The following is a 12,929-nucleotide window of genomic DNA, read 5'->3' as shown; positions in this document are numbered from 1 at the left end:
GTTATGATAAAATAAACTGATTCATTTCAAGGAATAATCAATAGATAATATATAAAAAGAGGTTAATATGATTGATATAAAAAAATTGGATAGAAAGCTGTTGAGTGTTGAAAAGCCTGCAAGATATGTAGGTAGCGAACTTAATTCTGTTATAAAAAATAAAGAGGATATAGATATAAGATTTGCATTTGCATTTCCAGACGTATATGAGGTGGGAATGTCTCATACTGGAATGCAAATAATATATGGATTATTAAACAGTATAGATAATATATGGTGTGAGAGAGTATTTACACCATGGACAGATATGGAAAAAGTTATGAGGGATAATGATATTCCACTGTATGGACTAGAAAGCAAGGATGAGTTAAAGGAATTTGATTTCATAGGATTTACGCTTCAGTATGAAATGAGTTATACTAACATCCTTAATATGCTAAATCTAGCTAACATTCCTTTTAAATCAAAAGATAGAGGTAATGATATTCCTCTAGTAATTGCTGGTGGTCCATGTGCATATAATCCAGAACCACTTCACGATATAATAGATTTATTTACAATAGGAGAAAGTGAAGAACTTTTGCCTCAATTGATGAAGCTTTATGAGGAAGAAAAAAGCAAAGGTTGGAATAAAAAGTCATTCTTAGAACTTGCATCTCAGATGGAAGGTATATATGTACCACAATTCTATGATGTTATATATAATGATGACGGAACTATAAAAGAAAGAAAAGTTTTAAATGAAAATGCCAAAGAAGTAATAATAAAAACAATTATTAAAGATTTAGATAAAAGTTACTATCCTGAAAAAAGTATACTACCTTATATAGATGTGGTTCACGATAGGGTAGTTCTTGAATTGTTCAGAGGCTGTACAAGAGGCTGTAGATTTTGTCAAGCTGGAATGGTTTATAGACCAGTGAGAGAAAAAACCGTAAATACTTTATATAGTCAAGCAGAAAGTCTTATTGATTCAACAGGACATGATGAGATTTCTCTTACTTCTTTAAGTTCCGGAGATTACTCATGTTTATCTGACTTAGCAGTTAAGCTTCTTGATAAATATGAAGAACAAAAGGTAAGTTTATCACTTCCATCTCTTAGACTTGATTCAATGACATTTGATATTATTGAAAGAATTCAAGAAGTTAGAAAATCAGGACTTACATTTGCACCTGAAGCTGGTACTCAGCGCATGAGAGATGTAATAAACAAGAACTTAACCGAAGAACAAATATTAGGGCCTGTAGAAACTGCATTTAATTTAGGTTGGTCTACAGTAAAGCTTTACTTTATGATTGGTCTACCGGGAGAAACTATAGAGGATGTATTAGGAATAAAAGAACTTGCATATAAAGTTAAGGATAAATTTTTCCAAAGACCAAAAGAGGATATTAAAGGAAATTTAAAGATAAATGTAAGTGCTTCATGTTTTGTTCCTAAACCATTTACACCATTTCAATGGGTTAAGCAGGATGGAATTGAAGAACTATACGATAAAGCAAAATCACTTCAAAGAGAAATCAAGGACAAAAAAGTTTCTTTTAGCTACCATGAACCTAAACTTAGCTTTCTTGAGTCTGTGTTTGCTAGGGGAGATAGAAGACTATCTGATGCATTGATAAGAGCTTGGGAAAAAGGTTGTAAATTTGATGGTTGGTATGATATGTTTGACTTTAAGAAGTGGGTTGAAACATTTGATGAATTAAATATCGACCCTAGTTTTTATGCAAGTAGAGGAAGAGAACTTGATGAAATATTGCCGTGGGATTTTATAGACTGCGGAGTAACAAAAGAATTTTTAATTAGAGAATACAAGAATTCTATAGAAGCTTTAACTACACCTGATTGTAGGATAGTTTGCAGTAATTGTGGAGTTAATAATAAGTTAATAGGAGGTGTTTGTCCTCATGTGCAAAATAATTAGTAAATACAGTAAAACTGGAAATTTAAAATATATATCTCATTTAGATGTTTTAAGATTTATCCAGAGATCAGTAAAAAGGGCGAATATTCCTGCTAAATATAGTGAAGGATTTAACCCGCATATGAAAACTTCTTTTGGGTTTCCTTTATCCCTTGGAAATGAAAGTGTGGGAGAATACTTTGAATTAGAATTAAATGAAAAGATTGAGATACAAGATTTTATATTAAAAATGAATCGTGTACTTCCAAAGGAAATGCAAATCCTTAGTGCAGAGTATACTGATGGTGAAGAATCAATAATGGCTCGTTGTGCATTTGTTGAATATTTAATAAATATAGAATTTGATAATTTAGATGTAGATAGTCTTAATGATTATTTTGAAGAAATGCTTCACACTGGAGTAATTTATAAAAGAAAAAAGAAAAATAAGAAAAATAAAATGATTGAAAAAGAAATTAATACACGAAATTTTATTAAATATTTGAAGGCTAAAAAAACAAGCAATAACAAAGCATGTATTGAAGTTGTCTTTCTTACAACAGAGACAGGAAGTATGAAAACTAATGAATTCATGAAGCTCATAGAGGATAAAGGTTTTAATATAACTTATTTCACAATAATGAAGATAGAGTCATTAGATAAAAATATGAAACCAATATTGGAATAATAAGATAGCAATTGGATAATTTCCATTTTATTTCTATTCAATTGTTAGAAGGGTGTGATTTTTATTAAGCAGATATTGATAAGTAATTCTGTTTTTTTTGAACAAATAGCTATTTTACAAAATGGAAAGTTGCAGGACTTCTTGTACGAAGAGAAAAACAATGAAAGTTATTTAGGAAACATATATAAGGGTAGGGTTGTAAATATTTTACCTGGAATGGATGCGGCTTTTGTTGATGTTGGGCTTAAAAAAAATGCGTATCTAAATAAAAATGATTTACTGTCTGATAAATTTCTAAAAGAAAAAAATATTAGTAGAAAAGATGTTAAAAGTATAAATAAGGTTTTAAAAAATGGAGAGGAAATTCTAGTTCAAATAAGTAGGGAGCCTATAGGAGAAAAGGATATTTCTGTTACAACAGATATTTCATTGCCTGGGAAATTTATTGCTTTAATACCTAAGAGCTTAGAAGTAAATATTTCTACTAGGATAAAAAATCCAGAAGAACGAAAAAGGTTGCAGGAAATTGGCAAAAGTATTATGACTGATGGTAATGGCATGATTATTAGGACCTTTTCTGAAAATAGAGAAAAGGAAGAAATAGAAAAGGAATACTTGATGTTGTCTAAGTTGTATAATCAAATTCAACAAGAGTTTAATTACTCTTATGCACCTAAGCTTCTATATAAAAATAATCATATAATTGAGAAGGTTTTTAAAGACTACGTAGATTATTTAGTTGATGAAATTTATGTTGAGGATAAAGAGATTAAATGTAAAGTAGATGAACTTATAAAATATTATAATGTATCAGATGAACTTAAGGATATAAAAGTAATTGATACATTTACTAATATATTTGAAATGTTTAACATTGAAAAACAAATAGATATGTTATTTGACAGAAAAGTCGAGTTAGAAAACGGTGGTTCAATATTTATTGATGTAACAGAAGCATTGACTGTAATAGATGTAAATAGTGGGAAATTTATTGGTAATGATAATATGGAAGAAACAGCACTGACATTAAATTTATTGGCTTTAAGAGAAATTGCAAGGCAAGTTAAACTTAGAAATATTAGTGGTATAATAATTGTTGATTTTATAGATGTAAAAAATGAAAACAACATAAATTTAATAATTGAAAGTGCTAAGAAAATATTCAAAAGTGATAAAGCTAAAATAAAAGTTGTTGGGATGACTAAACTAAATCTCATGGAAATTACTAGAAAAAAGGATAAAGATAACTTTTTTAATTTGATGACTGAAGATTGTGAACATTGCCGAGGTGGAGGTAAAGTTAATTCTAGGGTTCAAATAATATTAAAGATTGAAAATATTATAAGAAAAATTAAAATTAATACATCTTGTGAGTTCGTTATTCTTAGTGTTGGAAACATGATGTACAATAAAATTTTAAGCAGTTGTATTGCTGATATCCATAAAATTGAAGAAAAATATAATATTGAAATACAAATAGAAGAAAATAGAAATATTTTAACAGAGGATATAGTAGTTGAAAAAATGGGAAAACAGAATATATAAATTTGTAAAAATAAGTTGACAAACTGTTCATACTTTGATAAAATTAACATTTGTAAGAGCCGCACGGATCAGGTTTAAACTTTTAGTACCTGCAATGGCGAGACTGGTAAGAGGAGGTAAATATATGTACGCAATAATCGAAACAGGTGGAAAACAGTACAGAGTTCAAGAAGGCGATGTGGTAAGAGTTGAAAAACTTGAAATCGCTGATGGTGAAACAGTAAAATTTGATAAAGTTTTATTAGTAGCTGAAGAAGGAAAATTAAATGTTGGTAAACCATATGTTGATGGAGCTGTAGTAGAAGCTGTAGTTGAAAAACAAGGCAAAGCTAAAAAAATTATAGTATTTAAGTATAAAGCTAAAAAAGACTATAGAAAGAAACAAGGTCATCGTCAACCATTTACTCAATTAAAAATTGGCAAAATAGTTGGATAATTAAATGATTAATGTTACTATGCATAAATCAAATGATTTATATGATGGTTTTGTAGTAAGTGGTCATTCAGAATACGGTACAATTGGCACAGACATAGTTTGTGCAGCAGTATCCATATTGTCATATACTGCACTGAATTCTATGAATTTAGTAGCTGGTATATCAAATTCTGACATCACTTACGATGTTGAAGAGGATACTGGGTTTTTGAAAATTAAAACTCAAAGAAACAATGAAAAAACAGATGTAATATATAGGAATTTTTTAGTAGGAATTAAATTGTTGTTAGAAGATTATAATAATTATATTACACTTAATTATGAGGAGGTGTAAAAGATGTTATTGAAATTAAATTTACAGTTATTTGCACATAAAAAAGGTGTTGGTAGCTCAAAAAATGGTCGTGATAGCAATGCTAAAAGACTTGGTGTTAAAAGAGCTGACGGACAGTTTGTTTTAGCTGGCAATATTCTTGTTAGACAAAGAGGAACTAAACTTCATCCTGGCTTAAATGTAGGTATCGGAAGTGATGATACATTATTTGCAACAGTTAGTGGAAAAGTTAAGTTTGAAAGAAAAGATAAAACAAGAAAGCAAGTTAGTGTATATCCTTGTGAAATAGAAGCATAAAATAATGACCTACCGTAAGTGGTAGGTTTTTTATATAATAAAAATAAATATGGGAATAAATAATAAAGATAAGAAATTAAAATTAAGGTTGTGATAATATGTTTATAGACATAGCTAAAGTAAGCGTTAAAGCTGGTAAGGGTGGTAATGGTTGTGTTGCATTTAGACGAGAGAAATATGAACCTATGGGTGGACCTGCTGGTGGAGATGGAGGAAATGGCGGAAGTATAATATTAGAGGCTGATGAAGGACTTAGAACTTTGATGGATTTTAGATATAAAAGACATTATCAAGCCACTAATGGTGAAGATGGAAGAGGAAAAAAACAATTTGGTGCTCATGGAGGAAATCTTGTATTGAAAGTACCTACAGGTACTCTTATAAAAGATGAAGAATCTGGAATTGTTTTAGCAGATTTAAAAGAGAATGGACAAAGATACGTATGTGCAAGAGGTGGTCGAGGAGGTAAAGGTAATACGAAATTTAAAAACTCTATTAGACGTACTCCTAGATTTGCAGAACCAGGCACAAAAGGTGAAGAAAGAGAAATAATATTAGAATTAAAGCTTTTAGCTGATATAGGTCTTATAGGGTTTCCAAATGTAGGTAAGTCAACAATACTATCGCAAGTTACAAGCGCTAAACCTAAAATAGCTAACTATCATTTTACAACTTTAAAGCCAAATCTTGGGGTAGTTAGTATTGGCGAAGGTCATAGCTATGTCCTTGCTGATATACCAGGATTAATTGAAGGTGCATCAGAAGGGGCTGGTTTGGGCCATGAGTTTTTAAGGCATGTTGAGCGGACAAAACTTCTATTACATGTAATTGATGCATCAGGACAAGAAGATAGAGACCCTGTTAATGATTTCTATAGAATAAATGATGAGCTTAAGCAATACAGCGAGAAATTGTCAGTTAAAAAGCAAATAATTGTTTTGAATAAATTAGATTTACCAGAAGCTCAAGAAAATTTACAAAGAATTAAAGATGAATTTGAAGTAGATTATGAGATATTTGAAGTTTCAGCAGCAACTGGTCAAGGTCTTGATGATCTTAAAAAAGTTGCCTATGAGAGACTCCTCCAGGTAGAAGAAGAAATAGTATTTGTTGATGAAAATTTAGTTGAAAGTTTCAATGAAAGAAAAGAAAAAGATACTATATTAATCACAAAAGAAGATGGATACTATTATGGACAAGGGGAATTCTTAGAAAGATTAGTTGATTCAACAAACTTTGATGATTTTGAATCATTTAGTAACTTCCAAAAAGTTCTTATAGATAAGGGTGTAATAGATAAATTAAAAGAGCTTGGAGCAAAAGAAGGTGACCTTATAAGTATTTGTGGGGTAGAATTTGATTTTATTGAATAAGTAGGAGCGAATATTGATGTCGCACAAAAGGAGAATAAATGTTAACTGGAAAACAAAGAAGTTATTTAAAAGCATTAGCAAATGGAATTGATCCTATTATGCAAATAGGAAAAAGCGGTGTAACAGAAACTGTTTTAAAGCAAATAGATGATGCTTTAGAAGCTAGGGAATTAATTAAAATTAATGTCCTCAATAATAGTCTTTTAGGATCAAAAGAAACTGCTACAGAAATATCTGAAGCAGTACGAGCAGAGTATGTTCAAAGTATAGGCAATAAATTTGTACTATACAGAGAATCTAAAGAAAAATTAATTAATATACCAAAATAATATAATAGTATATAAACTATAGTATAAGCCTGAAAAGTGATGTTAAATATTTACATTTTGCAGGCTTTTTTTTAATTAGAAAACAGTGTGAAATTCCGATGGATTATAAATAAAATTTTATCCACCTAGTGTAACATCTTGATGATTGTACCATATCATAGCCTCGTGAAACTGCTCTGCTTTAAAATCAGGCCACATATCATCTATAGTATATATATCAGAATAAACAGATTGAATAGGTAGAAAACCAGAGAGTCTTTTTCTTCCACCCCATCTTAAGATTAAGTCAATTCTTGAGATATCTTTTGAATGGAGAGATTCTAGTATACTTTTTCTGTTTGTACAAGCAGATTCAACATTTCCCAAATCCCAATCCCAACCATAGTTTACTAAAAAATTAACTTTAGTACCTCCGTTACCTATTGTAGTTCGTTTTGTGTATTTTAACAACTCTTTCGGAAACATTGCTGAATTAGTATTTCCTAGCACAAGTAATGAAACATTTTCTTTAGCGATTAAATTAATAGCATCCACACATGCTTTAACGAACGATTCTATTTGTTTTTTTGGTCTTTTGCAGTTATCTGTCGTAAAACCATAGTATGTAACTTCTTGTATACCATATTCCTTAGCTAGTTTTAAAAAATAAAGTCCAGGATTAAGTCCATATTCATAGCCATCCTGCTTTTCAAATCCTTTTTTCTCCGCCCACCTTCTATTACCATCGGGTATGATGCCTATATGATTAGGGATTCTCAATTAATCACAACCTTTCAGAGTTTAATTAGAATTATTATTTGCAAATTAAAGTAATTTATACTAAAAATTTACAGGTTACATTAAAACAAACATAATGACTATTAGTCGTTTGACAGCTTAATAATAAAGTGTTAAAATTTATTTATACTTATTGGAATAGAAATTTAAAAGATTAACTGGAGTAGCTATGGGTGATGAGCTTAAAATTAAAAAAATAGTTGATGATATTGATGATATTTATAATGTTATAAAAACAAAGGAACTTAGCTTTAGTGAAAAAATACTTATAGATGATAAATATAGTGAGATAAAAGATACTTACGCTGACTTCATTAATAATTATTTGGATTTTAAGGAAATAAGCGATAACTTATATGATGGAATGTACATATCTAATGGAAAAGGCAAAACAATTTATATTAATAAAGCTTATACAAAAATAACAGGTATTACAAAAGAAGAGGTTATAGGAAGAACGGTAAAAGAAATTACTGAAGAAGGTAATCTTTTTAAAGGCGCAGTTACTATGGAGGTAATCGAGAGAAAAGAAGGCGTTAATTCTCTAGGTAAAAGCTTAAAGAATAATAAAGACCTTTTAGTTTCTGGTTCACCTATATTTGATCAGAATGGAAACATAAAACTTGTAGTTATAAATAACAGAGATATTAGTGATTTAAAAGAACTTGAACTAAAAATTGCAGAGCTTAATGATGAGAAAATTAAGGCAACTGAAGAAATAAAATTTCTGAGAAAACAACAAATATCAAAAAATAATGTGGTATATAAAAGTGAAAATATGAATATGGCTATGGATTTAGTATCAACTATTGGACCAACTGATGTTACTGTTTTAATAACTGGAGAATCTGGTACAGGAAAAGAGGTTATTGCTGATGAAATATATTTTAAAAGCAATAGGGAAAATAAACCATTTATTAAAGTTAATTGCGCGGCAATACCAGCAGAATTGTTAGAATCTGAACTTTTTGGTTATGAAGGGGGAGCATTTACTGATGCAAAAAAGAGGGGTAAAATTGGTCTATTTGAACTTGCCAATGAGGGAACAATACTTCTTGATGAAATAGGTGATATGTCTTTAAATTTGCAATCAAAACTCCTTAGGGTGTTACAGAGTAAAGAAATAGTAAGAATAGGCGGAAATAAACCAATCAAACTTGATATTAGACTAATTGCATCTACAAACAAAGATTTGCAAGAAGAAATAAAAAAAGAAAAATTCAGGGAAGATTTATATTATAGACTTAACGTAGTTCCAATTGAATTGAAACCCTTAAGAGAGCGAAAAGAAGATATTTATTATTTAACGAACGAATACTTAAATAAATATAATAAGAAGTATGGAAAAAAAACTAAATTAGAAAAAGAAGCTATGAAGATTTTAGAAATGTATAAATGGCCAGGAAACATAAGAGAATTAAAGAATTTAATAGAGCGAATGGTTGTAATTAATAAAGATGGATTAATAAAATACAATAACATATTATCTATTCTTGATATGGAAAGTGTGAGTTTTGCTACAATGATGAGTGATAGTAACTATAATTTAAAAGCGTCTGTGAAAAAGTTGGAAAAGGATATGATAGTCAATTCAATTAAGAAGTGTGGTTCTGTTAATAAAGCAGCTAAGCAACTTGGTTTAAGTCAACCAGCTTTGTGGAAAAAATGTAAGGTATTAGATATAGATATAAATAAGGAATAGTTATTTTAAAGCAACAGTTATAACAAAAGTTATATATCGTATAACTTTTGTTATAACTGTTGCTTTTTGCTTAATTGAATAAAACGATTAGATATAGATTGAAATTTACTTATATACATAACAATTATACTTATAAAATAATATAAGATATATAAAACAATTATAACTTTTGTTATAATTGTTTTATATATAATAATAGTGAAAAAAATATACTAGTATGAAAAACTATGGAATTTAAACATAATATTGTTTTTGAGATTGTATTTACAATTGGCATGAATTTTGCTTTATATAATTTATGTAATTTACTTATAATTATATAAAAGGAGGAAGAAATGACAAAAACAATTATAACAGTTGCTCCAACAGGAGCGTGGCCATCAAAAAAAGATAATCCAAATGTACCAATGACACCACAAGAAATAGCAGATGATGTATTTGAATGCTATAAAAAAGGTGCGGCTATAGCACATCTTCATATGAGGGATGACGAAGGCAAAGGAACAATGAGCAAGGAAAAATTTGAGGAAACAGTAGCTCTTATAAAATCAAAATGTGACATAGTAATTAACTGTACAACATCAGGTGATTTAAATGCTACTGATGAAACAAGACAAGCGCACTTAAAGTCTATAAGACCAGATATGGCATCTTACGATTGTGGTTCTATGAATTGGATGCACAACAGTTTGTTTATAAATCATCCTAAATTTTTAGAGGAACTAGGATACACCATGCAGGAATATGGAGTAAAACCAGAAATTGAAATATTTGATGCAGGTATGGTTTATAATTCTTTATACTATCTAAAAAAAGGAGTATTAAAAGGACCATTGCACTATCAATTTGTTTTAGGGGCTGCTGGTGGAACTGCAGCAACTGTTGAAAATTTAGTGTATTTAAAAGGATTAATACCTGAAGGTTCTACTTGGTCTGCACTAGGAATTGGAAAAGGACATGTTCCAATAATGCTTGCAGCAATAGCGCTTGGTGGACATTTGCGCGTTGGAATGGAGGACAATGTTTTGTTTGCTCCAAAGGTTCTTGCTGAATCAAATGCTCAATTTGTAACTAGGGCAGCAAACCTTATAAAGGAATCTGGAAATGAAGTTGCAACACCAGATGATGCTAGAGAAATTCTTGGATTACAGAAAAGAGGTTAATTTTTAATGATTAAAAATATAGCAGTACTTGGAGCTGGCACTATGGGCCATGGAATAGCAGAAGCATTTGCTATGTATGGATTCCCTGTTAATTTATATGAGGTTAATGAAAGTCTAAGAAATACAGTTAAGGATATTATAAAAAAAGAACTTTTGTTTATGGCGGAAAATGACTTAATAGAAAGCAATGAAGTGGAAAAAATATTAGAAAATATAACATTGTACGACAATCTTGAAGCTTGTGTTAAGGATGTGGATTATGTTATAGAGGCTACTCCTGAAATAATTGAATTAAAACAGGAGTTGTTTAAAGAGATAGATGGATATTGTAAAAAAGAAACAATTTTTGCTAGTAATACTTCAAGTTTAGCGCTTTGTGAAATGATGAAATATGTAAGTGAAGATAGAAAGCAAAGGATGATGGTATGCCATTGGTATAATCCTGCTCATTTGTTGCCTATTGCAGAACTTTCATATTTTGGAAACATGTCTGAAGAAGTTTATCAAGAAGTAGAAGAATTATATAAAAAGGCAGGAAAACAGACAGTAAAGGTGTTAAAAGATATACCTGGACTAGTAGCTAATAGGATTCAACAAGGTATTGCAAGAGAGGTGTTTTCTTTAATAGAAATGGGAGTTGCAGCACCGGAAGATATAGATAAAGCTCTTAAATTTGGACCAGCCTTTAGGTATGCTACAGCAGGGCAACTTGAGGTAGCTGATATGGGAGGATTAGATATTTGGTGTACTGTTGGAGATAATTTACTATCTGTTATGGACAATTCGAAAGAGTCTAATGCTATCTTGCGTCAAAAGGTTGAAGAAAAGAAACTGGGATTAAAGTCAGGAGAGGGTTTCTTTGAATATCCACAAGATAATATTAATGAAATAAAAAATGAGTTTAATAAAAGGTTGATAATACAATTAAAAACTTCCAAAAATTATGTATAAAAAGGAGAAGCTATCATGTCAAAGGAAAATTCTCAAAGTTTAAATAAGGGATCTTTTTTATGGAGATTTAGTAAAAAATTTCAATTTGCAGCTGAAAATGTTATACCAGATCCATTAGTATTTTGTTTAATTCTTACAATAATAGTATTCTTTGCAGGTGCAATATTTACAGATACTGGAGTTATAGGAATGCTCAATTCGTGGTTCAATGGTATATGGTCACAAATAGCTTTTGCATTCCAGATGTCATTTATGGTTGTAACGTGTTCTGTAACAGCAAAATCAAAGCAAGTTAAAAAATTACTAAGGTCAATGGCGAGGTTAGTTAGTACTCCAACAGCTGCAATTATTTTATTAATGGTGTTTGGCTACGTTTCTAGTTTCCTCAATTGGGCATTTGGTACTATTGTTACACCAATTTTAGCAATGGAGCTTACTAAAAATATCAAAAGATTACACTTCCCTATGCTGGTTGCAGCAGGTTATTCAACAATGTGCTTAGGACAATGTCTTGGACCTAGTGCATCAGTATATGCTTTGCTTGCAGGCTCAGACCATTTCTTGGTTGATAAAATTGGAGTTTTGACTCAAAATATTACTACCTACAATTCAATGAATGTTATAATATGGTTTATAGTAGCGTTAGGTACAATAATACTTACAATAAAAGCAGAACCTCCAGTAAATGAAATTGTAGAATTTGACGGAACAAATACTGATGATTTAGAAATAGAAGAAATAGAAAAATCATCATCTATAAAGACATTTGCTGATAAGATGAATGGTAGTAGAATAATAATGTATCTAATTGGAATTGCTGGTGTTATAAATATTGTTTATACAATTATTCAAAAAGGATTTTTAGGTTCATTATCTCTTAATTTTGTAATTTTTATATTTTTAACAGCAAATTTTATATTATATGCAACTCCAGAAAAATTCGTAAAATCATATAGGGATAATTTGAGCCTTGCAACTGACGTTATGATTCAATTCCCATTCTATGGGGGTATTTCTGGCATGATGATAGACTCTGGACTTGGACAAATAATAGTTGGAGGGTTTACATCAATTGCTACGGCGCATACATTACCAGTATTCTCTTATTTATCTGCATCTTTACTTAATTTATTTATTCCTTCTCAAGGAGGTCAATTTATTGTTCAAGGTGAAATCATTACAGATGCAGCTTTAAAATTAAACGCTAATCTACCACATGTAATCAATGCATTTGTATATGGAGATGAAGCTACTAATTTATTGCAACCACTTTATGTTATTCCAGCATTATCAGTAGTTGGAATGAAACTTAAGGATGTATGGGGATACATGGCATTTATATGGCTATTCTGGTTTATAGCTACAATTTTAGGATTGTTGATAGTACCATTATTTGTATAGAATTATAAAAACGTAAAAATAAAAAGA

The 12,929-nt window shown here is 30.0% G+C and carries 13 protein-coding genes; 12 read left to right on the top strand and 1 reads right to left on the bottom strand.

Features of this window, described 5'->3' with window-relative positions; all coding sequences use genetic code 11:
- Window positions 1–67 precede the first annotated feature (67 nt).
- The 8 genes from J2Z76_RS15495 (at window position 68) to yhbY (ending at window position 6,908) form a co-directional block, all read left to right on the top strand.
- Window positions 68–1,927, top strand: coding sequence for a TIGR03960 family B12-binding radical SAM protein (locus tag J2Z76_RS15495; RefSeq protein ID WP_209512970.1), 1,860 nt, complete (start codon window positions 68–70; stop codon window positions 1,925–1,927).
- A complete protein-coding gene (locus J2Z76_RS15490; protein WP_209512969.1) occupies window positions 1,911–2,594 on the top strand; it encodes a TIGR03936 family radical SAM-associated protein in 684 nt (227 codons plus the stop codon). Before J2Z76_RS15495 ends, J2Z76_RS15490 begins: the two co-directional genes overlap by 17 nt.
- Window positions 2,595–2,669: 75 nt before the next feature.
- Entirely contained in the window at window positions 2,670–4,139 is a 1,470-nt protein-coding gene (locus J2Z76_RS15485) for an Rne/Rng family ribonuclease (RefSeq protein ID WP_209512968.1), read from the top strand.
- Window positions 4,140–4,263: 124 nt separating this feature from the next.
- The gene (gene rplU, locus J2Z76_RS15480) at window positions 4,264–4,575 is read left to right on the top strand and encodes a 50S ribosomal protein L21 (protein WP_209512967.1); all 312 of its coding nucleotides are present in this window, start codon (window positions 4,264–4,266) and stop codon (window positions 4,573–4,575) included.
- Between the two features lie 4 nt (window positions 4,576–4,579).
- Window positions 4,580–4,909 carry a ribosomal-processing cysteine protease Prp gene (locus tag J2Z76_RS15475; RefSeq protein WP_209512966.1) on the top strand — a complete coding sequence of 110 codons (330 nt, stop codon included), beginning with the start codon at window positions 4,580–4,582 and terminating at the stop codon, window positions 4,907–4,909.
- Between the two features lie 3 nt (window positions 4,910–4,912).
- Entirely contained in the window at window positions 4,913–5,206 is a 294-nt protein-coding gene (rpmA, locus tag J2Z76_RS15470; RefSeq protein ID WP_209512965.1) for a 50S ribosomal protein L27, read from the top strand.
- Window positions 5,207–5,304: 98 nt separating this feature from the next.
- Complete coding sequence (gene obgE / locus J2Z76_RS15465) at window positions 5,305–6,579, top strand: GTPase ObgE (RefSeq protein ID WP_209512964.1); 1,275 nt, start codon at window positions 5,305–5,307, stop codon at window positions 6,577–6,579.
- A gap of 38 nt (window positions 6,580–6,617) precedes the next feature.
- Window positions 6,618–6,908, top strand: coding sequence for a ribosome assembly RNA-binding protein YhbY (gene yhbY / locus J2Z76_RS15460; protein WP_209512963.1), 291 nt, complete (start codon window positions 6,618–6,620; stop codon window positions 6,906–6,908).
- A gap of 117 nt (window positions 6,909–7,025) precedes the next feature.
- Here the strand turns inward: yhbY and uppS are convergent, their stop codons facing one another.
- Window positions 7,026–7,667 carry a polyprenyl diphosphate synthase gene (gene uppS / locus J2Z76_RS15455; RefSeq protein ID WP_209512962.1) on the bottom strand — a complete coding sequence of 214 codons (642 nt, stop codon included), beginning with the start codon at window positions 7,665–7,667 and terminating at the stop codon, window positions 7,026–7,028.
- 187 nt (window positions 7,668–7,854) lie between these two features.
- Between uppS and J2Z76_RS15450 the strand changes: the two genes are divergently transcribed.
- The 4 genes from J2Z76_RS15450 (at window position 7,855) to J2Z76_RS15435 (ending at window position 12,902) form a co-directional block, all read left to right on the top strand.
- Window positions 7,855–9,387, top strand: coding sequence for a sigma-54 interaction domain-containing protein (locus tag J2Z76_RS15450; protein ID WP_209512961.1), 1,533 nt, complete (start codon window positions 7,855–7,857; stop codon window positions 9,385–9,387).
- 335 nt (window positions 9,388–9,722) lie between these two features.
- Window positions 9,723–10,550 carry a beta-keto acid cleavage family enzyme gene (locus J2Z76_RS15445; protein ID WP_209512960.1) on the top strand — a complete coding sequence of 276 codons (828 nt, stop codon included), beginning with the start codon at window positions 9,723–9,725 and terminating at the stop codon, window positions 10,548–10,550.
- 6 nt (window positions 10,551–10,556) lie between these two features.
- Window positions 10,557–11,501, top strand: a complete 945-nt coding sequence (locus tag J2Z76_RS15440; protein WP_209512959.1) for a 3-hydroxyacyl-CoA dehydrogenase family protein — start codon at window positions 10,557–10,559, stop codon at window positions 11,499–11,501.
- A gap of 15 nt (window positions 11,502–11,516) precedes the next feature.
- On the top strand, window positions 11,517–12,902 hold the full coding sequence (locus J2Z76_RS15435; protein WP_209512958.1) for a short-chain fatty acid transporter: 1,386 nt from the start codon (window positions 11,517–11,519) through the stop codon (window positions 12,900–12,902).
- The last annotated feature ends 27 nt before the right edge of the window (window positions 12,903–12,929 follow it).

Source organism: Sedimentibacter acidaminivorans, from assembly GCF_017873955.1.
GTDB classification, from domain to species: domain Bacteria; phylum Bacillota; class Clostridia; order Tissierellales; family Sedimentibacteraceae; genus Sedimentibacter; species Sedimentibacter acidaminivorans.
Note: the sequence above shows the minus strand (reverse complement) of the source record. Positions and strands in the feature narration are given on the sequence as shown.